Origin of the sequence: Dyadobacter sp. CY323 (assembly GCF_021390245.1) — a bacterium.
In the GTDB taxonomy this organism is placed as follows: Bacteria; Bacteroidota; Bacteroidia; order Cytophagales; family Spirosomataceae; genus Dyadobacter.
Map to the genome: position 1 here is coordinate 91,648 of NZ_JAJUXH010000009.1, position 24,208 is coordinate 115,855.

General features: G+C 45.8%; 23 protein-coding genes. 8 read left to right on the top strand and 15 right to left on the bottom strand.

What is annotated here, in order from left to right; translation table 11 throughout:
• Window positions 1-76: 76 nt before the first annotated feature.
• Window positions 77-874, top strand: coding sequence for an HAD family hydrolase (locus LZG72_RS14765; RefSeq protein WP_233873659.1), 798 nt, complete (start codon window positions 77-79; stop codon window positions 872-874).
• 1 nt (window position 875) lies between these two features.
• Here the strand turns inward: LZG72_RS14765 and fabF are convergent, their stop codons facing one another.
• The 7 genes from fabF to LZG72_RS14800 all read right to left on the bottom strand — a co-directional run bounded on the left by fabF (window position 876) and on the right by LZG72_RS14800 (window position 7,572).
• On the bottom strand, window positions 876-2,126 hold the full coding sequence (gene fabF / locus LZG72_RS14770) for a beta-ketoacyl-ACP synthase II (protein WP_233873662.1): 1,251 nt from the start codon (window positions 2,124-2,126) through the stop codon (window positions 876-878).
• A 39-nt stretch (window positions 2,127-2,165) separates the two neighbouring features.
• The gene (locus LZG72_RS14775; RefSeq protein ID WP_233873665.1) at window positions 2,166-2,399 is read right to left on the bottom strand and encodes a DUF2798 domain-containing protein; all 234 of its coding nucleotides are present in this window, start codon (window positions 2,397-2,399) and stop codon (window positions 2,166-2,168) included.
• A gap of 17 nt (window positions 2,400-2,416) precedes the next feature.
• Entirely contained in the window at window positions 2,417-3,166 is a 750-nt protein-coding gene (locus LZG72_RS14780) for an SDR family oxidoreductase (protein ID WP_233873668.1), read from the bottom strand.
• 61 nt (window positions 3,167-3,227) lie between these two features.
• Window positions 3,228-3,815 (bottom strand): TetR/AcrR family transcriptional regulator, encoded by a 588-nt coding sequence (locus LZG72_RS14785; RefSeq protein ID WP_233873671.1) that lies wholly within the window; start codon window positions 3,813-3,815, stop codon window positions 3,228-3,230.
• Between the two features lie 167 nt (window positions 3,816-3,982).
• On the bottom strand, window positions 3,983-5,245 hold the full coding sequence (locus LZG72_RS14790) for a sorbosone dehydrogenase family protein (protein WP_233873674.1): 1,263 nt from the start codon (window positions 5,243-5,245) through the stop codon (window positions 3,983-3,985).
• Between the two features lie 127 nt (window positions 5,246-5,372).
• Window positions 5,373-5,927, bottom strand: a complete 555-nt coding sequence (locus LZG72_RS14795; protein ID WP_233873677.1) for a DUF2911 domain-containing protein — start codon at window positions 5,925-5,927, stop codon at window positions 5,373-5,375.
• A gap of 52 nt (window positions 5,928-5,979) precedes the next feature.
• Window positions 5,980-7,572 (bottom strand): serine hydrolase, encoded by a 1,593-nt coding sequence (locus LZG72_RS14800; RefSeq protein WP_233873680.1) that lies wholly within the window; start codon window positions 7,570-7,572, stop codon window positions 5,980-5,982.
• Between the two features lie 79 nt (window positions 7,573-7,651).
• On the opposite strand from LZG72_RS14800, the gene LZG72_RS14805 reads away from it, so the two are divergent.
• A complete protein-coding gene (locus tag LZG72_RS14805) occupies window positions 7,652-8,794 on the top strand; it encodes a DEAD/DEAH box helicase (protein ID WP_233873683.1) in 1,143 nt (380 codons plus the stop codon).
• Here LZG72_RS14805 and LZG72_RS14810 read toward each other — a convergent pair.
• From LZG72_RS14810 to LZG72_RS14830, 5 genes are all read right to left on the bottom strand, one after another.
• Entirely contained in the window at window positions 8,791-9,906 is a 1,116-nt protein-coding gene (locus LZG72_RS14810) for an exo-alpha-sialidase (RefSeq protein ID WP_233873686.1), read from the bottom strand. The genes LZG72_RS14805 and LZG72_RS14810 overlap by 4 nt on opposite strands.
• 56 nt (window positions 9,907-9,962) lie before the next feature.
• A complete protein-coding gene (locus LZG72_RS14815) occupies window positions 9,963-10,970 on the bottom strand; it encodes an NAD(P)H-dependent glycerol-3-phosphate dehydrogenase (RefSeq protein WP_233873689.1) in 1,008 nt (335 codons plus the stop codon).
• A gap of 188 nt (window positions 10,971-11,158) precedes the next feature.
• Window positions 11,159-12,571: an efflux RND transporter periplasmic adaptor subunit gene (locus tag LZG72_RS14820; protein WP_233873692.1), complete on the bottom strand. Its 1,413-nt coding sequence runs from the start codon at window positions 12,569-12,571 to the stop codon at window positions 11,159-11,161.
• A 77-nt stretch (window positions 12,572-12,648) separates the two neighbouring features.
• Window positions 12,649-14,142, bottom strand: coding sequence for a TolC family protein (locus LZG72_RS14825; RefSeq protein WP_233873695.1), 1,494 nt, complete (start codon window positions 14,140-14,142; stop codon window positions 12,649-12,651).
• 114 nt (window positions 14,143-14,256) lie between these two features.
• Window positions 14,257-15,492 carry a nucleoside recognition domain-containing protein gene (locus tag LZG72_RS14830; RefSeq protein ID WP_233873698.1) on the bottom strand — a complete coding sequence of 412 codons (1,236 nt, stop codon included), beginning with the start codon at window positions 15,490-15,492 and terminating at the stop codon, window positions 14,257-14,259.
• Window positions 15,493-15,628: 136 nt separating this feature from the next.
• Between LZG72_RS14830 and LZG72_RS14835 the strand changes: the two genes are divergently transcribed.
• Window positions 15,629-16,099 (top strand): hypothetical protein, encoded by a 471-nt coding sequence (locus LZG72_RS14835; protein WP_233873701.1) that lies wholly within the window; start codon window positions 15,629-15,631, stop codon window positions 16,097-16,099.
• Between the two features lie 68 nt (window positions 16,100-16,167).
• Here the strand turns inward: LZG72_RS14835 and LZG72_RS14840 are convergent, their stop codons facing one another.
• Together LZG72_RS14840 and LZG72_RS14845 are read right to left on the bottom strand one after the other, a co-directional pair.
• Window positions 16,168-17,070, bottom strand: a complete 903-nt coding sequence (locus tag LZG72_RS14840; RefSeq protein WP_233873704.1) for a sugar phosphate isomerase/epimerase — start codon at window positions 17,068-17,070, stop codon at window positions 16,168-16,170.
• Between the two features lie 5 nt (window positions 17,071-17,075).
• Window positions 17,076-18,335, bottom strand: coding sequence for a Gfo/Idh/MocA family protein (locus tag LZG72_RS14845; protein WP_233874037.1), 1,260 nt, complete (start codon window positions 18,333-18,335; stop codon window positions 17,076-17,078).
• Between the two features lie 253 nt (window positions 18,336-18,588).
• Here LZG72_RS14845 and LZG72_RS14850 point away from each other — a divergent pair, with 253 nt between their 5' ends.
• Window positions 18,589-20,184 (top strand): Na+/H+ antiporter, encoded by a 1,596-nt coding sequence (locus LZG72_RS14850; RefSeq protein ID WP_233873706.1) that lies wholly within the window; start codon window positions 18,589-18,591, stop codon window positions 20,182-20,184.
• Here the strand turns inward: LZG72_RS14850 and LZG72_RS14855 are convergent, their stop codons facing one another.
• Window positions 20,185-21,711 carry a S8 family serine peptidase gene (locus LZG72_RS14855; protein ID WP_233873709.1) on the bottom strand — a complete coding sequence of 509 codons (1,527 nt, stop codon included), beginning with the start codon at window positions 21,709-21,711 and terminating at the stop codon, window positions 20,185-20,187.
• Between the two features lie 188 nt (window positions 21,712-21,899).
• On the opposite strand from LZG72_RS14855, the gene LZG72_RS14860 reads away from it, so the two are divergent.
• The 4 genes from LZG72_RS14860 (at window position 21,900) to LZG72_RS14875 (ending at window position 24,205) form a co-directional block, all read left to right on the top strand.
• Window positions 21,900-22,136, top strand: coding sequence for a hypothetical protein (locus LZG72_RS14860; RefSeq protein ID WP_233873713.1), 237 nt, complete (start codon window positions 21,900-21,902; stop codon window positions 22,134-22,136).
• Window positions 22,126-22,458, top strand: a complete 333-nt coding sequence (locus LZG72_RS14865) for a type II toxin-antitoxin system RelE/ParE family toxin (RefSeq protein WP_233873716.1) — start codon at window positions 22,126-22,128, stop codon at window positions 22,456-22,458. The genes LZG72_RS14860 and LZG72_RS14865 overlap by 11 nt, the downstream gene beginning before the upstream one ends.
• 76 nt (window positions 22,459-22,534) lie before the next feature.
• The gene (locus LZG72_RS14870) at window positions 22,535-23,164 is read left to right on the top strand and encodes an MgtC/SapB family protein (protein ID WP_233873719.1); all 630 of its coding nucleotides are present in this window, start codon (window positions 22,535-22,537) and stop codon (window positions 23,162-23,164) included.
• Window positions 23,165-23,356: 192 nt separating this feature from the next.
• On the top strand, window positions 23,357-24,205 hold the full coding sequence (locus LZG72_RS14875) for an EboA domain-containing protein (protein ID WP_233873722.1): 849 nt from the start codon (window positions 23,357-23,359) through the stop codon (window positions 24,203-24,205).
• Window positions 24,206-24,208: the final 3 nt, after the last annotated feature.

Consider the following 24,208-nt stretch of genomic DNA (forward strand, 5'->3'; position numbering starts at 1 on the left):
TCGACAAAAAGAATGGAGATCGCGGAACCTTAGGGTTGCGAAATATCTTCCCTATTCAGATACACATAAAAACGATATGACTTTTTCAGACATCAGGCTGGTGGCGACCGATATGGATGGTACGCTTTTGAACTCAGAACACGAAGTACACGAATCATTTTACCCGGTGTTCAGGAAGCTGAAAGATCAGGGGATCGTGTTCGTCGCGGCCAGTGGACGTCAGTATTTTAATCTGCTCAAAACGCTCGACAAAGTAAAAGACGAAGTAGTTTTCGCAGCCGAGAATGGCAGTTATGTCGTCTTTCAGGATCAGGAAATACATATTCAGGCCATCGATACCGAAATCGTCAGAGATCTGATCCGCGTATCCGCCGATATTCCCGACACGTATCCCATTATTTGCGGTAAGAAAAAAGCGTATGTGGAAGATGATGCCCCCGAGTTTATTGACCATCTCAAACTTTATTTTGAAAAATATGAAATTGTGGACGACCTTCTCAAAGTAGAAGACGATCAGTTCCTGAAATTCACGTTATGTGATCTTGCAGGCTCTGAAAACAATAGTTACCCGCATTACAAAAGGTTTGAGGAAACGCTTAAAGTGAAAGTTTCCGGCCCGATCTGGCTCGACATTTCACATAAAAAGGCAAATAAAGGGACGGCAATGGAGGTGATCCAGAAGAAATTCAATGTGACCTTCGACCAGACGATGGCTTTTGGTGATTACCTGAATGATCTCGAAATGCTGGAAAAGGCGCATTACTCCTATGCGATGGCCAATGCGCACCCGGACGTCAAAAAAATAGCCCGTTTCATCGCTAAAAGCAACGATGAAAACGGGGTAGTAGAAATCCTTTCGGAGATAACCGGGTAATTTATTCGGTATATTTTTTGAAAATGGACGTTGCCGTGTGGCCGCCAAATCCAAAGGTATTATTGAGCGCGTAATTGACCGTTTGCTTCACAGAATCGCCCAGGATGATATTCATCCCTTCCGGTACATGTTCATCCAGGTTTTCCGTGTTGATCGTTCCCGGAATGATATCATTTTTCACAACGAGTGTGCAGATGATACTCTCGATTGCACCGGCTGCGCCCAGCAAATGTCCCGTCATGGACTTGGTCGCGCTGACAGCAACCTGGTGATCACCGAACACGGTTTTTATACCATTCAGCTCGCTCATATCTCCCAGCCCGGTTGAAGTCGCGTGCGCATTCACGTAATCGATTTTGTCCGGGGCAATACCTGCTTCTTTCAGAGCTTTACGCATTCCCAACGCAGCCCCCATCCCATCTGGCGGGGTTCCCGTAAGGTGGTATGCATCCGCAGCCATACCGCCGCCTACAATCTCGGCATATATTTTAGCGCCCCGGCTCAATGCATAATCAAGGTCTTCCAGGATCAATGCTGCCGCTCCTTCACCCATTACAAAACCATCACGGTCTTTATCAAATGGCCGTGACGCTTTTCCGGGTTCGTCGTTTCTTTTCGAAAGTGCCTGTGCAGCATTAAATCCGCCAAGTGCGGAGTAGATAATGGACGCTTCAGAGCCTCCGGCGATCATCAGTTTCGCCTTATCCATCCTGATCGTGTCGAATGCACTTATTACGGCGGTATTCGACGAAGCGCAGGCTGAAACCGTACAGTAATTCGGACCGTGCAGCTTGTGGCGGATCGAGATAACCCCGGCAGCAATGTCGACGATCATTTTCGGGATGAAAAACGGGTTGAAACGGGGCGTACCGTCCGAAGCGTGGAATTCCAGAAGCTGGTCTTCAAATGTACCCATACCTCCATTTCCCGTCGCCCAGATCACACCCATATCGTGACGGTCGGTTACGTCAATCTTGGTGAAATCCAGACCTGCATCCTTTATAGCCGTATCCGACGCGGCAATGGCGTACTGGGTATGCAGATCATATTTTTTCAGCTCTTTTTTTTCAATATAGTCTTCCGGATTGAAGTTTTTAACCTCGCAACCGAACTGCGTTTTAAATTTTGAAACATCCTTTTTCGTAATGGGAGCAGCACCGCTTTTACCATTTACAATATTCTCCCAGAATTCATCAACCGAATTACCGAGGGGAGAAATAACTCCCAGACCTGTAACAACTACTCTTTTCATAAAATTTGTGAAAATTGATTCCTAAGACGTCAGGAGTCATTAGTCAAACTCCTGAGTCACTGCTTCTTTGAACATGGCGTAAACCAGTTTCTGGACACGCGGCCCAACTAATAGGATCACTGGAATGACGATCAAATAAGCCATACTCCAAGATTTCAGCCAAATCACCAAAAAATTGGGAACAAATCCAATATTTATAGAAATCAAAGTAAAGGAAATTATGCCCGTTGTGATAACTCCCATAATCATGGCAAATGCTATTTTCTGTTTCATCTAAGAGTTCGTATAAATTAGCTCTTTGCGACAGGATTCATGGCAAGCAACGCATCCGATGGTGAACTCAGGAACAGCTGAAAAAGTTGTGCCGTACCACCAACGTGGATCTCGTAAATGTTATTTTCAAACGCTTCCAAAAATTCATCAGCGACCTGGCTGGCCGGAATGCCGTTTTTACCGCCAATTCCTTCCGAAAAATCAGTATTGACCAACGGAGGCATTAATTCAAACACTTTCACATTTGTTTCCTTAGCCAACGTCAGACGGAGCGACTGGGTGTACGAATGCAGCGCTGCTTTGCTGGCCGCATAGGTAGGTATAACGTGGTTCGGCACAAATGCAGCAATGCTCGAAACGGTCACAATAGAAGCTTCATCCTGATTTTTTAACAGAGGGATCAGCTTCTGGTTGAGGCGGATCACCGATAAATAGTTGGTAAGTATTTCGTCCTCAGCATTTTCCCCGGCATTGTCTACGCTATCCAGATGATAGACAAAAGCTTTACCTGCATTATTAATTAGCAAATTCAGTTCAGGAAACTCTGTTTGAAGTTTCGTTACCAGCTTGTCAACGTCGTTTTGGTCCGTTACATCGGCAACGATCGGCGTTACATTTTTCAGTTGTGAAGCGGCATTTAAAAGTCTTTCCTCATTTCTGCCCGTGATGATCACGTGATTATTTTTTTCAGATAAAGCTTTGGCTAATGCAAAACCAATTCCGGCACTTCCGCCAGTGATCAATACCGTATTCTCAGTCGTTTTCATTTTCTTTTTTGTTTAATTAAATAGATAATATACCGATCGGTATATTTATGGGTAAAATTTTTTATTCTAAATCGTTAATCATTTTTTTCACTGATTTCATAATCGCGATCCGATAATTCTCGCTGCCCGTGACCTTGCCGATCATAATACCACCTTCGATCAGCGCCACGAGCGTAATGGCAATCTGCTCAGGATCAATATCACTCCGGAATTCATTGTTGCTAATTCCTTTTTTGATGGTTGTTGCAATGGAGCTTTTCCATGACATGATCGCCTGGGCGGCCTTTTTTCTGAGCTCTGGATGAGTGTCGTCTGCTTCGGTCGACGTGTTTAAAACCGGGCAACCTCCCACCGGGAACGATTCCCGCATCAATTCACCATAAATTTCGGAGTAGACCAGCAGCTTTTCTTTCGCAGAAGTTTGCTTGTCCATTTCCTTTTGCAAGGAGCCAAGCATGCATTTAAGGTTATGATCAAATGCAGCGAGCGCGACTTCGTCCTTGTTGGTAAAGTTTCCGTATATACTACCCTTTGTAAGCCCGGTCGCGTTGATCAGATCATTGATCGAAGTCCCTGCGTACCCTTTTACATTAAAAACGGGGGCCGCTTTTTCAACAATAAACTGCCTGGTTTTCTCTGCTTTGCTCATGATCTTAAATTAACGACACAAAAATATACCATACGGTATATTTTTGCAAACATAATACCCATTTTATTTCCAATTAAATAGTCAAATGCAAAAAGCGCCCCGAATCAAATCCAGACCGCTTTCCACATTCACACCTCACATCTCACATCTCACATTTCACTATTTCACTATTCCGCACTGACCCTCCAAATCGTACCCCCAGAATCATCATTCACCAGCATCGAGCCATCTTCCATTACGGTAATGCCCACAGGTCGTCCATATACCTTCTCTTCACTTTCGACAAAGCCTGTAAGAAAGTCTTCCGGTTTCCCTGCTGGTTTGCCATTTTTAAAGGGAACAAAAACCACTTTGTAGCCCGAGATCCTGGAACGGTTCCAGGATCCGTGCTGGCCTATGAATGCACCTTTCCGGTATTTGGCAGGAAATTGGGTTTTATCATAAAAAGCGAGCCCGAGAGATGCAGTGTGCGATCCAACCGGCACATCCGGAACGATCGTTTTGGAAACCAGATCTGGTCGTTCTCCTTTTCGGCGCGGATCTTCGTTTTTACCGAAATAAGCATACGGCCAGCCGTAAAATCCACCTTCCTTTACACTGGTAATGTAATCCGGAACAAGGTCGTCGCCCAGTTTGTCGCGCTCATTCACAGCTGTCCAAAGTTCACCGGATTCCGGCGCCCAGGCCATTCCAACCGGATTTCGCAAACCACTTGCAAAGACTTTTTCACCAGTCCCATCCGGATTTACCTGTAAAATATTGGCACGACGCTTTTCTTCGTCCATCCCGTGATCTGCTACATTACTGGCCGAGCCCACCGAAATGTAGATCTTACTGCCATCGGCATTAGCCAGCAAATTTCTCGTCCAGTGATTGTTATATCCTCCTGCAGGCAGGTCCACTATTTTTTCACCTTTTCCCGTGATTTTCGTATCGCCGGATTTATATGGAAAACGGTACAGACCATCAGTATTTGCGACATAAAAAAAGTTTTTCAAAACCAGCATTCCGAGCGGCTTATTCAGTTTTTCGATGAATATCTCGCGCAGCTCCGGCTTTCCGTCTTTATTCACATCCCGCAATAGCGTAATCCGGTCCGCACTCTTTTTTGTACTCGACTCGGCCACAAATACATCTCCATTGGGCGCGATGTAAGTCCAGCGCGGACTGTCGAACTTGTCTGCAAATTTCGTTACCGTAAAACCAGCGGGCGCGACGGGCATTTTTCCTTCCGGCCAGCCTGCTTCTTCCGGACGCTTTTCAGCCGATTCCGTGGCAAATGGCGCGGGCAGTGTAAGGCTGTCACTAACCGTCACTACCGAATCCGGGCTGCTTTTTGCGGCCTCTTCTTTTTCCTTCTCCTTACTGCCACAACCTGCGAGTGCGATCATTCCGGCAATTGCAAGAATAGCTAGGTTATTGTTTTGCATTGTTTTCAGTGTTGATTAAAAATAAAAAAGCAGACCGACGGTTTGGCCGCGGATCTGCTTTTTTGCAATAATAATAATGCCAGTATGTATGCGAGGCTGATTCCTTTAATGCGCTTTCCTTCTCAGATCAAAAGCTAACCGGGACCTCTACGATGGTTTTATCCCATCCCATGAACATTTTGGCGGAAGTATCAGACACCTTTTCAAACACGATCGAGAAGTTTTCGATTGCTGTTTCAGACGGTTTAACTGGTGCAGTGACGCGCAACACGTCATTGGCTTCTTTGTATTTGTAAGCACCCCAGTAATCCAGGTCTGAGCTAAGAATCACCGTCCATTCTTTTTCCCCCGGAATCGCGAATAATGAATAAGTACCGGCTTTCACTTTTTTGCCTCCAAATGTCGCATCCTGGTAAAACTTGATCTCAGCCGACTCATCCGCACCAACCCGCCATACTTTTCCATACGGTTCCAGCTTTCCAAAAGCCTGTCTTCCCTGCAGGTAAGGCCTGCTGTACGAAACTCTCGCCAATGCTTTTTCGCCGTCTTTACGATCGTGCGCAAAATGGTCGGGGAAATAGGCGATGTCGCGCGGGCTTTTATCCAGCGCCCGGAACTTCTGAGCCTGGGTGGCCAATGCTGCAAAAAGGAATAGTAGCGAAAGGAAAATGTTCTTTTTCATTGGTTATGTGGTTGTTTTTTCAATAATACGCTTTAAAGTGATACGAAAGCATTTATGTGATCAGTTTGCCGCTTAAAGCCGGGCGTGCGTCTTTTGTATTTCCAATAATGGCAAGACTTCTCTTGAACTCAACCTGCACATCATCGCCGGCGAATTTGCAATGAACCGTTTCATAATGAGCAGTTTCAATAAAACGCCAGGTCATTTCAAACGTATTGTCATCGGTCCAGGCTCCGTTGCAGGCGATTTTTGTTCTGGTCTCACCCGGTACCGGGGTTAATACCAGTTTCAATGGCATATTCGACAAGTCCGTCAGCCCGACTTTCCAGTTTCCCAGGCCATTTACGACCAGATGTTCTCCTTTATCATCGTTCAAACGAAAAAGGCACCAGCCTTTTGCAAACTCGAAAGAGATTTTACTGATCTTCTGATCATTCCCGGCAATTTTGAAACTCTTTCCATTCAATGTGGCCGCCAGCTCCGAAGATGGTTTGCCGGCCGTGAGCGGCAATGCCAGCGTGGTAAGTTTCTTTTGAAGCTGGGCCTGCACTTCTTTGTCGGAAGATATACCGCTGGTTTTTACAGACGCGAGTATATGGTTCCAGACATGATCGAGAATTTTCTGCATATCGCCGGTTTCGCTCGTGATAGCAACTACGACATCTTCTTTCGGCATCACAATGCAATACTGACCAAAAGCCCCATCGCCCCGGTACGCCCCGTTGCGGCACCGCCAGAACTGGTAGCAATATCCTTGCAACCAGTCATTTTCCTCCTGTTTTCGCGCACCACCTTTCGACTGAATGTGCGAGCGTGTCGCTTCTTCCACCCAGGCAGCGGGTAAAATCTGCTTTCCGCTCCATTCTCCTTTTTGCAGGTACAACTGACCGAATTTCGCGATATCCTCCGTTTTCAAACGCAGGCCCCATCCTCCGGTATTGATCCCGTTCGGGTCGGTTTCCCAGTCCATTCCCTCGATGGCCAGTGGTTCAAACAACCGCGGCGTCAGGTAGGCAAGCAATGTTTGCCCGGTCAGTTTTTGAATGATGGCAGACAACATGTAAGTAGCACCACTATTGTACACGAAAAAAGTACCAGGCTGATGCTCCACCGGCAATGCCAGAAACGATTTCACCCAATTTGGGTCTTTGCCGCCTCTCAACGAACCGGTAGAGTCTTTATCATGCCCGGTAGACATGGTCAGAAGATCTTTTACACGCATTGCCGCCAGGTTTTCACTCACCGTCGCCGGCTTGTCCTCGGGGAAAAAGGAAAGTACCTTATCATCCACCTTCAACTTACCCTCCGCCACAGCCAGTCCGATTGCGGTAGATGTAAAGCTTTTGCTTAACGAATAAAGCGTATGCCGGAGATCAGGCGCATAAGGTGCCCACCAACCCTCAGCAACCACTTTTCCCTGCCGGAGTACCATCAGACTATGTACATTAAGCTTGTCTGCCTCCACTGCGCTGGCAAAGTCCAGAATGCCTTTTGCGGACATTCCCTGCGATTCGGGCGAGGTGCGCGGCAGCTGTCCATAACTGAGGGACGAAGCCCAGACGGAAGCCGGAATGGCGCTGATCACACCCAGCTGTAGTGCACCAAATCCAAGTTGTTGTAAAAATTCCCTGCGGTTGTAAGACATGTTATGGGAGAAGTAAATGTTTGTAAATGGTATCTTTGCTCTCTTCTAAAAAAATCCGGTTAACGGGATAAAACTTTCTATGACTTTTGAATCACTCGGCTTATCCGAACCCTTGTTAAAAACCATTGCGGAACAAAATTATACTCAACCTTATCCGATTCAGCAGGAGGCAATTCCGGCTATTCTGAAAGGAAATGATGTTCTTGGAATCGCAAAAACAGGTTCGGGAAAGACAGCCAGTTTTGTCCTGCCGATTCTTGAGTTATTTCAAAATAAACCCGCAGCGCCAAACAGGCACATTACTGCATTAATATTAGTACCCACGAGAGAGCTGGCTGTGCAGGTTGGCGTGGTTTTCCAGACATTCGGGGAGAGGCTTCCGCGGAAGGTGAAGACGCTGGCTGTTTTTGGAGGTGTTTCCATTAATCCGCAAATGATTGGATTACAGGGTGTTGAAATCCTGGTTGCTACGCCGGGAAGGCTGCTTGATCTGCTTTCTTACAAAGCGCTGAGCCTTTCCGAGACCCGAATTTTAGTTTTGGATGAAGCAGATAAAATGCTGAATCTGGGCTTCGCGGACGAAATGAAGGATATCTTTTTCCTGTTGCCCAAAAAACGTCAGAGCATTTTGTTCTCCGCCACATTGGGCGACGAAATTGATCAGATCAATAAAACGCAGCTCAAAGATCCTATTCGCATTGAAATCGGGGAAGAAGAGGAAAACATAGATCAGATCAAACAGACCGCCTATTTCGTCGATCCTGACCGTCGCGGGCCTTTGTTGCGGTATTTGATCAAAACCCAGGAAATGCAGCAGGTTCTTGTATTTGTATCCGCGACGAGGACTGCGGATAATTTGGTTGAAAAACTAAATAAGAATGGCATTCAGGCGATGGCCATGCATAGTAAGAAAAGCCAGGGTGCCCGAACGGAGGCATTAAACAAATTCAAAGCCGGAAAGCTGACGGTATTAGTTGCTACCGACCTCGTAGCACGCGGAATTGACATCCAGTTTTTACCTTATGTGATCAATTTCGAGTTGCCGCGCTCACCCAAAGATTACGTCCACCGGATCGGCCGTACCGGTCGGGCGGAAGCTTCGGGCGAGGCGATTTCGCTGATCTGTCCGGAAGATGTGCATCATTTCAAGATCATCCAGAAAAAGATGGGCAAGAAAGTTGAAATGCTGGAATCCTACGATCTGGAATTGATGGGTTACTAGTTCTTTTCCTTTTTTGAAAGTTCTACTATATCCTTTTTACTCCCCGACCAGAATGCGATTTTCTGCCGGTTGAACGTGTAGGTTACTGCGACGGAATCGCCCCAGCTGATAATGGCAGGATAGGAATATTCATCTTCTTTTTTGCCAGTGGCTATATCCGTTTTATCTGTCCAGTTTTGTCCATTATCGTAAGACATGATCAGCGACAATGGTGATCGCGAACCCCAGTTCTCATCGTCCGGATTGTAGGCAAGTACCAATGTACCGTCTGCCAGTTTTGCGAGGTCAATGCCGCTGTTTGGATTGGGCAGGCTTGTCTTTTTAATGGTAGACCAGGTTTTACCAAAATCCTTCGAATCACTTCTTCCGATCACACCGCCGGTCGTTCTCACGAGCATATGAACGTTTCCGGGTGTTGATTCCCAAAGTGTAGGCTGAATGGCACCTTTCCCTTTGATTTCCAACGTATCAATCTTGAAGTACGGACTTGCCACCCAGGTTTTACCTTTGTCGGTACTTTTATCAACAAAAACTTCCCAGCGGTTCACTTCATTTGACGAGCCTGCAAGTAAATCTCCATTGGATAGTTCGATCATTTTATTTTTCACAGGCCCGCGTCCGCCTTTATCTCCTTTTACCAATTCATAAGGCTCCGACCAGGTCACGCCGTTGTCGGCCGAGGTCTTCACCCATGTTTCCCAGTGCGCGATTTCTTTGCCTACTTTGAAATACAAATAAACTTTTCCATCGGCATTATTCTGAAGTACCGGGTTCCAGTGTGCATCTTCACGGATTTTCGCAACTTCCTTCGGCGCACTCCAGTTCCCTGGCTTGCCTTTAGATACCCAGATTCCAACATCCGGATTTTTTTCTTCGGTACCACCAAACCACGCGATCAGAAACTGGCCATCCTTTAACCTCACGACCGTCGAGGCGTGGCATTGGGCAAATTCACGTTTATCTCCAAAAACAAATTCTTTCGTGCTGGCAACTGAGTCAATTACCTCTTTGTCAGAATCTTCCGCTTTTTTTTCGCCGCAGGAAAACAATAATGCAGAACTGAACAGCAGCATACCTGCGATCTGAATGGAGGTTTTTTTGAAAATAGTCATGATGTTAATAATGCAATGGTTTTGAATGTTACCCATTTAGAAATGAAACAGGCTATTTACTTCAACAATTTCTTCAGATCTTCCATAACCACCGCCGGGGCGTGTTCTTCGTACAATACGCGGTAAACGGAATTCGTTATCGGCATGTTGACGTGATGGATTTTATTCATTTCATGAATGCTTTTGGTTGCGTAAAAGCCTTCGGCGATCATTTTCATTTCAAGCTGCGCCGCTTTTACACTATACCCGCGGCCGATCATATTACCAAACAGCCGGTTTCTGCTGAATTGCGAATAGGATGTCACCAGCAAGTCCCCGAGATAGGCCGATGAGCTCATATTCCGTTCGCGCGGATCAAGCGAAGTTACAAAGCCGCCGATTTCCTGCATGGCATTTGAGACTAACACTGCCTGAAAATTGTCTCCATAGCCCAGCCCGTGCGTGATCCCGCAGGCCAGCGCAATGATGTTTTTCATGATCGCGGCATATTCCACACCATACAAATCGTCCAGCGGATTGGCGGCAACGTAGCGACAGGTCATTAAAGCGGCGAAATCCTCCGCGGCGGGACATTCCGTGGAGGCAATGGACAAATAGGATTGCTTTTCGAGTGCAACTTCCTCGGCGTGGCAAGGTCCGGCGATGACACAGGTATCTTCAATGGGAATGCCGAAATCCCTGGAAATCCAGTCGGTGATCAGGAGATTGAGATCGGGTAACATGCCTTTAATGGCGGAAACAATGCGTTTTCCCTGTAAGTGTTTGGGAGATAAATGCTGTAATGATTCGCGGACAAACGCGGCTGGAACCGCGAGGATCACATAATCGGCACCTTTTACCGCATCAACTGTCTTTTCGAAAACTTTCACCTTTCTTGGAGAAAGCACCACGTCGCTGAGGTAGCTGGGATTGTGGTTGAATTTGCGGATATGGTCAATGTCTTTCTGATTTCGGAGCCACCAGCGGATCTGTATATGATTTTGTTCACACAGGATCTTGATGAGCGCAGTCGCCCAGCTTCCGCCGCCGATTACAGCTATTTTGGTATTATTTAAAAAACTCATCCTGAAAAATATAAAGCCGTTATCTGGGTTCAAATAACGGCATACAAATCTCAATAATGCACGATTCATCGCTGAAAAGCTTGTTAAAATAAAAAATCCTTGCAGCAAAGCCGCAAGGATTTTCCTTTTTAACCTAAACTAAATCGAACTTATTACGCTTTTACAACGTACCGATTCGCGTTATCATTTCATTTTTTTTCGTCTTTTTTCACTTCTTCCTTCTTTTTCTCTACTAAGTCGCCGTTATTCAGGTTCTTAGATACTGCGATGTAGGGCCCAGAAATAATTCGATCCCCAGGTTTCAGCCCTGAAAGGATCTCGATATTCTCGAAATCGCTGATACCCGTTTTTACTTCTTTCATCTGCGCTTTTCCATTCACGTCGGTAAACACCACTTCCTTAATAATCTCTTCTTTCTTAGGTTTTTTGTCATCCTCATTCTCATTTTCGTTTTCTGCCGGAGGCCCGCCCGGCTCTCCTGCTTTCACAACCGGCTTGTTTGAACGGGTCGTCACTGCGGCAATGGGAACCGTAATAACGCCATTCTTCCGATCCGTAATGATTTCAACAGAAGCCGTCATACCCGGTTTGAATGGATACGATTTTTTGTTACGCGACACCATCAGGTCATTAAACGATTCATTCAATATCTTTACTTTCACTTCAAATTCGGTAACTGCATCCGCTGACGTACTCGCTGCCGCAGATGTCGATGTTGAACTTGCCAGGCCGGCTGCGGTATTAGCTATTTCCTTCACAATACCCTTAAACTTCCGCCCGGAGGAACTATACGCATCGACGTCGATTTCGGCAGTATCTCCCAGCGACACGCGCACAATATCGTTTTCATTGACATTCACCCGAACTTCCATATTGGCCAGGTTCGCGATACGCATCATTTCGGTCCCTGCCATTTGCGACGTCCCAACCACGCGTTCACCGGCTTCCACATTCAATAGCGAGATAATCCCGCTCACGGGTGCGAAAATGCTGGTTTTACGAAGGTTTTCCGCCGCATCTCTCATGCTGGCTTCTGCGCTTTTGATGTTGTAAAGTGCAGCGGATACGTTTGCTTTTGAAGATTCCACATCCTGCAATGCGACGCCATATGTGGATGAAAATTGTTCGAAATCAGCGGATGAAATAACCTTATCTGCGAAAAGCTTTTTATTCCGTTCGAAATTGGCTTTGGCTTGTACCAAACGGGCTTCCGACTGCGCTACCATCGCTTTGGTCTGTTCATAATTAGCCTTACTCGAATTCACCGCAGCCTGGGCACGTGCCATCAGCGATTCGTAGTTATCAGGCCGGATCTTAAGTAACAACTGACCTTTGTATACCGAATCTCCCTCGGCTACATTCAGGCTGATGATCTCACCGGATACGTCCGGGCTTAGCTTCACTTCCACCTCTGGCTGGACCTTTCCGGACGCTGTCACACGTTCGACAATGTCTGCCGTTTTTACGGTTGTATATTCAACTTCCGTGGTTTTTGGCTTTCCAATGTAACCTGCTTGCTTGGCCCCGAACAAACCCGCGACCAGAAGTACAACCAATCCCGCTGTGATCCACCAGATTCGTTTAGAAGATTTACGTGCCATATTTTTTGTTGATTACAATGAATTGTTATGTGTTTGCTTCGCACCAGAGGCACGGCTGAGGGTAATGTGAATGAGTATTAGAAATCAGAAAGCGGACGGTTCAGATAAAAATCGAGGATCTTGGTCCGGAAAACGTAATCGTATTTTGTTTGTACCAAATTCCCGTTTGCCTTGTCCAGGTTCGCTTTTGCTATGCTGTATTCTACGGAGTTGATCGCCCCAACGTCGAAACGCACCTGAGAAACCCGGAAAGTTTCCTGCAAGGCTCTCACCTGGTTTGCTGTCGCGGAATATCTTTTTGCGGCATTGGTCATGTCGATGTAAGCTTGTTCCACATTCTTGCGGATGGTCAGTTGAACTTGCTGCGCCTGATATTCATAGGTTTTTTGCTGCAGTTTAGCATTGGCCACATTATACTTTACCCTGAAATTGGTGAAGATCGGAATGGTAAGGTTTAAATTGATAGCCGAATTTCTGTTGAAGTTGAGCTGATCGAGATATCCAAATGTGCGCAGCGATCCGTTTGGCGTCGACACCTGTTGCACGATCGGTAATTGCTGGTCATTATAAACAATGTAATCGGTGGTAGAAATCACCTCGGTCATCGTATTTCCTGATCCATCAGACACAAACCGTTGTTTCGGAGCTGCACTTGAAAAAGCGGTGTAAATGCCTCCATTTAATGTTAATGTAGGTAAGCCTGCCCCTTTTGCCAGGTCCACATTGGTTTTCGCAGCTTCAATGCGGAAATTAGCTGCTTTCATCTGCGGCAGATTTGTTAGAGCCGTTTCATAGATTTCCTGAATGGTGGCATTGTAAGCTTGTAATGTCGGATCGGCTACTTCTATTCTAACAACATTGATCGGATCGCTGCCAGGCATATTCATGAATTGCTTCAGATTGAGCTTTGCAGTTTCAAGGTTATTTTCCGCATTTACGAGTGTTAGTTCATCATTGGCAAGCTGAGCTTTCAGATCGAGAAGCGCACTCTCGGCCGACGTGCCTGCTTCCACCAATTTGCCGGTCCGTTCTACTTGCAAATTCGAAGCTTCCACCTGTCTGCGGGCAACTTCGATCAGTTCCTGATTGGTGACTACCTGCAGATAGGATAATGCGACATTCAGCATAATATCATTTCGGGCAGCATCCAGGTCCTTCTGACTCGCTTTGTAATTCGCGTCGTTGAATTTGATATTGTTCTTAATCTGGAAACCATTGAAAAGGGTAACCTGGCCTCCCAGCTGATAATTATTCGAACTGATATTCTGCTGAACGAACTGGTTGGTAAACGGGTCAATATTTCTACCTGAACTGAATCCCTGGCCGGCACTAAAACTGATACTAGGCCAGCGCGCCCATTTGGACTGCGCATAGGTATTACCATTCGTTGCTACCGTAATTTCGGAAAGCTTTACCTGAGGGTTTGTTTCGAGGGCAATGCGGATGCAATCTTCAAGAGAATAAGTATTCGCAGGCTGATCAACGTTTCTTTGCGCAAATGCGGCACTGCTCGCCAGAATCGCACATAATGTAAGCGTCACAAGTGTGGAATTGCGTAACGATTTAAACATAAGATGTTCAGAGTTAGATGATCAATATTACTCTTTACCCTAAAAAACAACCATCCATTTTATACGGACGGTTGCATATCCATGTAAAAGGGTAATTGTTTTGAGAATAAAAAATCAGTGAAAAAATAAGTATCCAAGCCATATTCCTGCCACCACTCCGACAAAATCGGCGATTAATCCGGCCACGATCGCGTATCGGGTGTTCTTGATCCCCACGGAACCGAAGTAAAGCGCAACAATATATAAGGTAGTATCTGCCGATCCCTGAAAAATACATACCAGCCGGCCAATGAATGAATCCGGCCCGAATTCCTTCATCGCGTCGATCATCAATGCACGGGCGCCGCTTCCGCTGAGCGGTTTCATGAGGGCAACCGGCAACGCATCGGTGAAATCCGTGTTCATCCCGGTCAGGGAAAACAGAAATTTCAACCCATCGATCAGATAATCCATTGCCCCGCAGCTTCGGAATGCACTGATGGCCACTAACAATCCGACCAGATATGGGATTATCATGACCGTTGTTGAAAATCCAGCTTTCGCACCATCGATAAAGCTCTCGAACACATTTACCTTTTTATACATTGCGGTTCCGAGAAATCCTGCGATAACCGCCAGCAAAACCGAATTTCCGACGAAAATGGAGACCTTTTCAATCTGCGCCTGAGGTAGTCCCGCCAGGTACCAGAGTAGTAAAGCAAGTACCGTAGTAATACCGCCGAGCCATAACATAATGGTCCGGTTGAAAAGATTGATCCGCTGCCAGCTCGCCGTAATAATCATCGCTACCACCGTGGTAATGTAAGTTCCGACCACGCAAGGTATGAAAACGTCCGACGGGCTTTCGGCACCGAGTATGGCTCTTTGTGCAATAATGGATAATGGAATGATCTGCAGACCGGATGTATGCAGCACCAGAAACATGATCTGCGCATTGGATGCGGTATCTTTGCTCGGGTTCAGTTCCTGCAAACTTTGCATGGCGCGCAAACCGAATGGCGTGGCTGCATTGTCAAGACCAAGAAAATTGGCCGAAAAATTCATGATCATCTGCCCGTGTGCCGGATGGTCTTTTGGTACTTCGGGAAAAAGTTTGTTAAAGAATGGCCCGATGATTTTGGCCAGATTATTAATAATCCCTGCTTTTTCTCCCACATTCAGGATGCCCAGAAAGAAGGTCATCACGCCGGTTAACGGCAATGCAATATCCATCACCGCCACTTCAGCCATTTTCAGCATCCCCTCCGTAACTTCCTTAAATGTCTGCACATCCCCGGTCAGGATAAATTGCAGTGAAGCGACCAGGAAGGCGATTACAAAGAATCCGACGAAGATGTAGTTTAATGCCATAAGTACGAAATAGTGAAGGAGCGGGCTTAATTAATGATTTGTTTATAATGCAATGATTAAAATATTTTATTTCGTGCAAATAACAAAAGTATATTGCAAAGTAGAGATCACATTTAAAACCTAACTACTGTTTTCAATGAAGTACACCATTCTGTTTTTATTCCTCGTACTAGTGATTGCGTGCAACCGGCAGGAAAGTTCGGACCAATCAAATGCTGATCCTGATAAAGCGATTAACGATACGATCCCACTGACAAGAGATCAGGTCGAATCGGGGCCGGTGGCGGCATATAGTGAAAAGGTTGAAGATCCGTTGAACGACTGGAAATTTGCAGTGGAAGTGTATGAGACAAAAGCTACGTTCGATTTTTTAGTTAAAATGACATATAAGGCAATGGATGTGGAGGATACTTTAAAAATTCCAAACTTCGGCATCCTGCCAAAAGTAGAAATCCAGAAAGGCCCGAAAGAACAATCCTGCATTCTTGGTTTTTTGGATAAAACAGGTGAATTCAAAGAATATAAGCTTGTGGAAATCAAGAATAACCAGTTGAAGATCTCTACCTTAAAGTATTACGCAAGAACCAGGTATAAAGTGAAGAAATAATTTACAATGTGAATAAAAAGCAAAAGAGCCCGGAAATCGGGCTCTTTTGCTTCATTCTATACTTTAAATCAGGCCTTAAAAACCTCATCCATTTTTTCGCGGATCGTCAGCAATCTTTTTCTGTCGCCACCAGATACTTCCGCAGAAGCCCAGCCTGAATATCCGATTTTAGCTAATGCTTTATTTACTTCCGGCCAATTGTTGTCACCTTCCAAAAATTCGACATCAAAACCTTTCCAAAGACCCAGGTCATTCTGCTTCTTAATGCTGAATTCTTTTAAATGGAGCTTTAAAATACGTTTGTTTAATGCCTCGATCCAAGAAACCGGCCAGCTGTACCGCAGTACATTTCCGATGTCCAGATACCATCCCACCATAGGATGTTTGAAGTCATCGACGAACTTTGCCGCTTCCAACGGACTCAACAGAAACTGGTTCCAGACATTTTCGATCGCTATTTTCACGCCCGCTTTTTCAGCCACCGGAAGCAGCTTCCTGATCTCCGCTTGCGAGCGTTCATATGCTTCACTGTAAGTTACACTGGCATTTACAACTCCCGGTACTACCAGCACCGTGTTTCCGCCATATTCTTTTGTATCCCACAATGCCTTTTCGATCGACTTCGCGCACTCTTCCCGTTTCTTTGGATCGGGATCAGACAACGGCAGCTTCCAGTGCATTGAATTTACTGTTCCTGGGATCAGTAACCCGGTTTTATCTCTGGCTGCAAGAACTTCTTTCATATCCAGCTTATCAGGAGAATCGAGTTCCACCCCATCATAGCCCAGATCTTTCAGCAGTTTAAACTTATCCATTACGGACAGATCTTCCTTCACCATTCCCCACATCAGGCTCTTTTTAACCATTGGCCGGGCGAGCGGTGCAGCTTCTGCGTTGGACACAAGATGAGGGGCAACTGCCACAGCCGAGGCGGCTATGGCAGTGCTCTTTATAAATATTCGTCTATGCATGGAGATCAGGAGAAAGCAGTGATCCCTGGTCTTGCAACCTCAACAACCGGAGGTTTCATATCGAAACTGTAAGTATCGGGACCTAGTTTTTCAGATGAGTTCATTGCCTCGTCCCAGGTAACGCGCTTTCCGGTATAGGAAGCCATTCTACCCATGATGGCGATCAATGTGCTGTGAGCCATAAACTCACCGTCATTCACAAACTTGCCGCTTCTGATACCTGCAAACAGTTCGTTATGTTCAGTCTGGTACATATCGTTTTGTACGCCTTCATATTTCCATGGCTTAGCACCAAAGATCTCATGAACATTACGTGCGCAGTTTACCATGGCACGTCCTTTTGTTCCGATTGTTTCGACGAGGTAGCTGTTTTCACAGTTAGCCTGTTGTCTCGAATGGTGGAAACCTTTCACGCCACCTTCGTAATCGTAAGTTACTGCGAAGTGATCGAAAACATTCCCGAACAAAGAATCGGTACGAACCTGGCGTCCGCCGGTCCCAACTGCCGAAAGCGGTAATTTCCCGCCCATTGCCCATGACATCATGTCGATACTGTGAACTGCTTGTTCTACAATATGATCGCCCGCCAGCCAGGTGTAGTACGTCCAGTTACGAAGTACGTATTCCGCGTCCGACCAGCCTGCCACACGTGGGAAAGACCACAACGTACCTGTATCATACGTATTGTAAATCGCAGAAATATCACCTACCGCACCATCCAGGATCCTGGAAAAACTCGCACGTTTAGGCTCATGATAACGCCAGCAAAAACCGGACATCAACGAGACATTTTTTTGCTTGGCAAGTTTTGCAGCGTCAAGTACCTTACGAACTCCGGGTGCATCTACAGCAACAGGCTTTTCACAGAATACGTGTTTGCCCGCATTGATGGCAGCAGTAAGGTGCTCGGGACGGAAATGCGGAGGGGTAGCAAGAAGTACCACGTCCACACCTGATTCCAACACTTTCTTGTAAGCATCAAACCCAATGAACTTGTGCCCGTCATCAACCTTCACTTTCGACCCGTGTACTTTGGTAAGGTTCTCGAGAGAAGAATCCATTTTGTCTTTAAAAATATCACCCATTGCGTGAAGAACGACATTAGGATCTGCTTTTAAAGCCTGGTTAGCCGCACCGGAACCACGTCCACCGCAACCGATCAAACCCACTTTCAGTGTTTCACTATTAGTACCGGCAAATGCGCGATTTGGATTAAGGATCGCTACGGTTGGTAGTGTGCTACCAGCCAGCGCCATTCCCGCCATTTTCAGAACATCTCTTCGAGAAGTACTCATATTACTTGGGATTAGGTTATAGAATTACTAAATAATATTTTGAATTTTCCGTATACTGCCGCAGATTCAGCAACTACAAAGGCTTAAAGATAATCAAATCTCTTATTTTTTTTCCAAAGATAAACCAAAAAATCATTTTGCGTGTTCGACCACACATTATGCCGACTGCGTATTAAAATCCATATCCACCTACCTTTATGTTCTCAAACCTCCACGTTATAATATGATTCAAGACAATTTACTTCTTATCATTTCCCTTCTTTTTGTAGTATCCATGCTGACCATGCTCAGTGAAAAAATCGGGATCTCCTACCCTATTTTTCTGGTGATCGCAGGTCTGGTGGTCAGTTTTATTCCGGGTATGCCGCACTTTGAACTGGAACCGGAACTCGTATTTCTTATTTTTCTTCCGCCGCTGCTTTATGAGGCTGCCTGGAATACTTCGTGGAAAGATTTCTGGACATGGAAACGTCCCATTTTATTATTGGCCGTCGGACTCGTTGTTTTTACGGCCACGGCGGTTGCATATCTTTCCCACGCCATGATCCCCGGATTTACGCTGGCGATGGGCTTCGTGCTGGGCGGCATCATATCACCGCCCGATGCCGTCGCTGCTACATCTGTTTTACATGGGCTGAAAATCCCGAAACGGATCGTTACCATTCTGGAAGGTGAAAGCCTGGTGAATGACGCTTCTTCACTGATCGTCTTCCGCGTTGCACTCGCCACGATCGCTTCCGGCCAGTTTGTGTTCTGGGAGGCCGAGGTTGATTTTATGCTGGTAGCGTTTATGGGCATCTTCATCGGCCTTGTTATCGGTCATATATTATATCTGGTCCACAAGTTTTTCCCCACAACACCGAGCATCGACACCGCGCTTACGTTCATAACACCCTATCTCATGTACATTACAGCCGAGCATTTCCATTATTCCGGTGTGCTTGCGGTGGTTAGCGGTGGTTTGTTCCTGAGTTTTCGTTCCCATGAATTATTTAGTTATCAGACCCGGATGCAGAGTACCCATGTTTGGGAGACGGTCATTTTCCTGCTGAATGGCATTGTCTTTATCATGATCGGGTTACAATTGCCTGCCGTAATGAAGGGACTCGAAAACTACACCATTCAGGAGCTGGTGCTTTACTCGGTCATTATCAGTATCGTAACCATTTTGATCCGCATCATCTGGGTGTTTCCTGCAACCTATCTCCCGCATTTATTATTCAAATCCATTCGTACCACCGAAAGACGGCCAAGCTGGCAAACGGTATTTATCGTTGGATGGAGTGGTATGCGGGGAGTCGTGTCACTTGCCTCGGCATTATCTGTCCCTCTGTTTTTAAATGGAGCTGCATTTCCTCATCGCGACCTGATACTTTTTATCACATTCGTTGTCATCCTGTTTACCCTAGTTTTACAGGGATTGAGCTTGCCTTTTGTAATAAAATGGCTGAAAGTAAAGGATGACGGTGAAAACCTGAGCGAGCAAAACGCTATCCTGAATGCCCGCCTGGCAACGGCAAGTCTTGATTATATGAAGTCCAATTATGATGGTGAAATTGCGGAATTTGAACCGTTCCGGTTGTTAAAAGACAGGTATGAGAAAATCATCGAACTTGCCGATTCGAAAATGCTTCATTCGGAAGACAATGCCTCCCGAAATGCCATGCGCAAGTACCGGAGAATGCTTCTGGAGATTATTAATGTTAAAAGAGAAGAAATTCAGACCGTCCGCCGCGAACGGATCTGCGCTGATACATTGATTAAAGCCAAAGAACGCGAACTGGATCTGGAAGAGGCTCGTTTGACAAAATCGCACTAATCAGTTCCACTCCACTTCAACCACATAATCCCTGAGATCCACAGTCGTGAATTTTTCATTGCTCTGACGTTTCAGGGATATTTTTCCATTCTGAACCTTGGCTACCTGCTGGGACATAACGTCTTTGTCGCTTTTCTTGCGGTAAATCGCCACCAGAGAATCAGAACTTGTCACGTCGAGATCAAATGACTTGCCCGTAGCTTTCACCAGCCTGGAATTGCTCGGCAAATAAGGAGCTTTGGCAAGCGCCAGTGCGCGGGACGCCTGAGGCACACCATAGCCCACAAAATTGTTTCCGTACGGATACAAATGGGACGATTTCTCGATCAGCGAAATGAGTTCTTTATTCGTCAGCTTGGGATTAGCCTGAAGTAGGCAAGCTGCAAAACCTGTGATCACCGGTGCCGAAAGTGAAGTTCCGTATAATGAAAAACAAGATACGTTCGGCTTCACATAAGGCAGGAATTCCGGGCCGCGGCTACTGTAACCGATCCGGTTCCAAAGTTTTCCATTTGTTGCACCTACCGACAGTACTCCTTTCGCATCTGCCGGGGCCGAAACGATTTCCCAGCTTCTGTCATCACCTTCATTCCCAGCAGATACAATCAGCATAATACCCTTCCGGTCAGACGCGATCTGAGCAGCTTTAGTAATTGCACTGGTTTTACCATCCATTTGAGAAGGTGAATAATTTTCAGACGGATCGGAAAAGCCTTTGGCATAACCCAGAGAAGTATTGATCAAACGCACGCCCAGACTATCCATCCACTCCATCGCCGCAATCCAGTTATCTTCTTCGCCCCGATATTCACGCATCGAATAATCGGTCCTCGCGAGGTAAAATTTTGCATTGGTCGCCATTCCGTATTGGATTTGGTCCTGATGATCGATCCCTGCGATTGCCGCCAAAACCTCCGTTCCGTGCATATCTGAGAACGATTCTGCTGTGCTGAACAACAATTCGCCCGGGCGGCCCGGCTTCACGTAATCACGAATGCCGAGAATTCTTTTATTGGAAAAAATCTGAGTTAACGAGAAAGAGGAATCCGCACCATAAAAACCTGCATCGATCACTCCGATGGTAACATCTTTGGCAGTAATACCTTCCTTCAAAAAGGCATTTGCCTGGACTTGCGACATCACCGGGGCCATTTGTGCTTTTTCAATCGGCTGGGTACGGGCAATGTAAAAACCGGGATCAATGGGAACGACTTCTGCTACAAAATCCAGCTCGCGGATCTTCATCGCCTGCTCGCTTGTGAGGTTAGCAGAAACGGCATTAAGCCATTTCGAGCGGTTGATAATCTTTATCGATTGCGATTGAAGTAAATGCTCGTATGCTTTGTTAACCGGCAAGTCTGTATCGTCCGAAACGGTCAGACCTAACTTCTGACGACATTCCAGCGTTTGTGGTGAAACGGCCGGAGTTTCATTTAAATCCTTATCTTTCAGATAGATCCAGTACTTGGGGGTCGCTGACGAAACAAATGGAAGTAATGCAAAAACAAGCAGGAACAATCTTTTCATGGACTATTAAGAAGTTAGGTATGGTATGGGCCGAGGCCGTAATTTCGAAATAAGATAAAACGTAATTTTACAAATTAAATTACCAGTTACAAAATTGAATGTGTTTCAGAAGCGGGGCCAATGCAGCTCCATGCATGGTCTTGTCTTTTGTTTTTATAAATTTGTTTGTGTAACAAAGACGTCAGGCTATGAAAGCAACCACAAATCCTAATTCGACACTTTCGTTTCAACAGTTGACAGACCTCGTTCTGCAATTACCGAAAATTGAGAGAGAGAAGTTGGCTTCTGTTTTGCAGGAGGAAATCAGAAGAGATAAGGAGCCTTTGAAATCAAAAATTCTAGACGAAATTAAACAAGACCTTGTAGCTCTAAAAAAAGGTACCTTAAAGACACGCCCGATTAAAGATGTTCTGAATGAACTTTGAGGTAACGGCGTCCGATCACTTTATCAAAAATTTAAAGCGTCTCGTTAAGAAATATGCTTCACTTAAAGATGAAATAGCAGAACTGGCAAATAACCTGACGAAAGACCCTAGTCAAGGTACGCCTCTCGGAAAAAGCTGCTTTAAAATTCGGCTATCGATAAAAAGTAAAGGAAGAGGCAAAAGTGGCGGGGCGAGGGTTATTACTTGCGTATTCGCACTAAAACACACAGTCGTACTGCTTTCAATTTATGATAAAGCAGAGAAAGAGAATATCAAAGATCATGAATTGGAAGAATTAATCAGAAACGTCGACGCCGACTAGGAGAGCAATTTTAAATAGTTTCACAAGCCGGAGATGTAATGATCCCGGCTTTTTAGTTTTTTAATTCCGATTTAGAATGGAGCTCCTACCTGAAGAAATTTTTAAACTGCTTTTATCCTTTTTTCTGGGCGCCATAATCGGTACCGAGCGCGAATATCGCAGTAAATCGGCCGGGTTACGGACGATGATCCTCATTGCCGTGGGATCTACCCTGTTCACCATTCTTTCGATCAAGATCAGTTCGGATGCCGGGCGCATTGCAGCCAACATTGTTACCGGTATCGGTTTTATCGGTGCCGGCATCATTTTCCGTGAAAACAATCGTGTGGTGGGGATCACGACAGCCGCAATCGTGTGGGTAACCGCGGCACTTGGAATGGGCATTGGTGCGGGTTTTTATGAAGTCTCACTCGCCTGTTTTATCATTTCCGGGCTGTCGCTCGTGGTTCTCACTCCTATCCAACGATTTATCCGCAAAAAAAGCCAGATCAGAAATTACCGCCTCATGTGCGCATATCAGCACAAAACCCTCAAAAAATATGAACAGCTCTTCCTAGCACATGATCTGAAGGTATTACGGGGCGAGCAAAGCAGAACAGGTAACCACATTACCGGAAGCTGGACACTGCAGGGTTCGGAAAAGGATCACGAGAAGTTAACGCATAACTTGCTCAACGACGCCGAGATTAAGGAATTCGACTTTTAGGGCGCGGTATCCGGCGGGTAAAATTAGTTTTTCATTAAAATGCGCAGAAACGCGCCATTCTTGAAGCTTATGACCACCAGGCAACGTTATAATGGAGTCGCCGGAAACTTTATAACGGTATTAGATATTATTAATGAATAACCCAGAATGATTTGCGAGAACACTTCCCGTTGAATCGCATTTTTGCACGTTATGTCCGACATCATAAAACAAAAACTTTGGTCAGTACTGACTTATAACACATCTCCCGCCGAAGCCGATTGGCTGCGGCAAAAGGGATCCTCAAATCCGCTCGAATTGATGACTGCTTTTGTAGCGGTCCCAAGATTTGTCCCAAAAAAAATAATTACAAATTCCCCCGAATTGAAATGGGAGCTTAATGCGGAATTTCCTGGATTTTCGGTAGAGAACTGGTCGCTGGTACGTCTGAGCCGCGTATGGCTGCTCACGCAGCTCGACCCGTCGGACAAAAGTGAATACATTAAAAACATAGAGACGCTTTTTGATACCGCCGAAATGAATGAGCTGGTGGCATTGTATTCGGCATTGCCGTTGCTTTCTTATCCGGATCAATGGCTTTTCAGGGCAACCGACGCGGTACGTTCCAACATGGGTTACGTATTTGACTCCATTGCTTTACATAATCCTTATCCTGAAAAACACTTCTCGGAGCTGGCCTGGAACCAGATGGTACTCAAAACCATCTTTAATGACAAGCCCGTCCATTTAATTGAAGGATTGGAAAACAGGTCCAATGAAAAACTGGCATTGACCCTTTCCGATTTTGCGCATGAACGCTGGGCTGCCGGCCGGAGTGTTCCTCCGCAGGTTTGGCGGCTTACCGGAAAATATCTAAACCCGGCGCTGCTGGCCGATATGCAGCATTTATTTGAATCTGAAAATGAGGAAGATCGAAAAGCGGCTGCATTAGCCTGCAACGAGTCCACACTTACTTCCGCCCATTATTTACTGGCCAAATACACCGATCTCGAAAAGTCAGTAAAATCAGGTGAACTCACCTGGGCCGAACTAGAACACTGATAA

What these genes read in the sequence shown, in the direction of transcription:
- LZG72_RS14815 (WP_233873689.1), bottom strand. Translation starts at nt 10,970, where the DNA reads ATGAGTTTTTTAAATAATACCAAAATAGCTGTAATCGGCGGCGGAAGC.
- LZG72_RS14820 (WP_233873692.1), bottom strand. Translation starts at nt 12,571, where the DNA reads ATGGCACGTAAATCTTCTAAACGAATCTGGTGGATCACAGCGGGATTG.
- LZG72_RS14795 (WP_233873677.1), bottom strand. Translation starts at nt 5,927, where the DNA reads ATGAAAAAGAACATTTTCCTTTCGCTACTATTCCTTTTTGCAGCATTG.
- LZG72_RS14780 (WP_233873668.1), bottom strand. Translation starts at nt 3,166, where the DNA reads ATGAAAACGACTGAGAATACGGTATTGATCACTGGCGGAAGTGCCGGA.
- LZG72_RS14865 (WP_233873716.1), top strand. Translation starts at nt 22,126, where the DNA reads ATGAACTTTGAGGTAACGGCGTCCGATCACTTTATCAAAAATTTAAAG.
- LZG72_RS14835 (WP_233873701.1), top strand. Translation starts at nt 15,629, where the DNA reads ATGAAGTACACCATTCTGTTTTTATTCCTCGTACTAGTGATTGCGTGC.
- LZG72_RS14840 (WP_233873704.1), bottom strand. Translation starts at nt 17,070, where the DNA reads ATGCATAGACGAATATTTATAAAGAGCACTGCCATAGCCGCCTCGGCT.
- LZG72_RS14870 (WP_233873719.1), top strand. Translation starts at nt 22,535, where the DNA reads ATGGAGCTCCTACCTGAAGAAATTTTTAAACTGCTTTTATCCTTTTTT.
- LZG72_RS14810 (WP_233873686.1), bottom strand. Translation starts at nt 9,906, where the DNA reads ATGACTATTTTCAAAAAAACCTCCATTCAGATCGCAGGTATGCTGCTG.
- LZG72_RS14830 (WP_233873698.1), bottom strand. Translation starts at nt 15,492, where the DNA reads ATGGCATTAAACTACATCTTCGTCGGATTCTTTGTAATCGCCTTCCTG.
- LZG72_RS14875 (WP_233873722.1), top strand. Translation starts at nt 23,357, where the DNA reads ATGTCCGACATCATAAAACAAAAACTTTGGTCAGTACTGACTTATAAC.
- LZG72_RS14805 (WP_233873683.1), top strand. Translation starts at nt 7,652, where the DNA reads ATGACTTTTGAATCACTCGGCTTATCCGAACCCTTGTTAAAAACCATT.
- LZG72_RS14855 (WP_233873709.1), bottom strand. Translation starts at nt 21,711, where the DNA reads ATGAAAAGATTGTTCCTGCTTGTTTTTGCATTACTTCCATTTGTTTCG.
- LZG72_RS14825 (WP_233873695.1), bottom strand. Translation starts at nt 14,142, where the DNA reads ATGTTTAAATCGTTACGCAATTCCACACTTGTGACGCTTACATTATGT.
- LZG72_RS14800 (WP_233873680.1), bottom strand. Translation starts at nt 7,572, where the DNA reads ATGTCTTACAACCGCAGGGAATTTTTACAACAACTTGGATTTGGTGCA.
- LZG72_RS14765 (WP_233873659.1), top strand. Translation starts at nt 77, where the DNA reads ATGACTTTTTCAGACATCAGGCTGGTGGCGACCGATATGGATGGTACG.
- LZG72_RS14845 (WP_233874037.1), bottom strand. Translation starts at nt 18,335, where the DNA reads ATGGCGGGAATGGCGCTGGCTGGTAGCACACTACCAACCGTAGCGATC.
- fabF (WP_233873662.1), bottom strand. Translation starts at nt 2,126, where the DNA reads ATGAAAAGAGTAGTTGTTACAGGTCTGGGAGTTATTTCTCCCCTCGGT.
- LZG72_RS14860 (WP_233873713.1), top strand. Translation starts at nt 21,900, where the DNA reads ATGAAAGCAACCACAAATCCTAATTCGACACTTTCGTTTCAACAGTTG.
- LZG72_RS14790 (WP_233873674.1), bottom strand. Translation starts at nt 5,245, where the DNA reads ATGCAAAACAATAACCTAGCTATTCTTGCAATTGCCGGAATGATCGCA.
- LZG72_RS14775 (WP_233873665.1), bottom strand. Translation starts at nt 2,399, where the DNA reads ATGAAACAGAAAATAGCATTTGCCATGATTATGGGAGTTATCACAACG.
- LZG72_RS14785 (WP_233873671.1), bottom strand. Translation starts at nt 3,815, where the DNA reads ATGAGCAAAGCAGAGAAAACCAGGCAGTTTATTGTTGAAAAAGCGGCC.
- LZG72_RS14850 (WP_233873706.1), top strand. Translation starts at nt 18,589, where the DNA reads ATGATTCAAGACAATTTACTTCTTATCATTTCCCTTCTTTTTGTAGTA.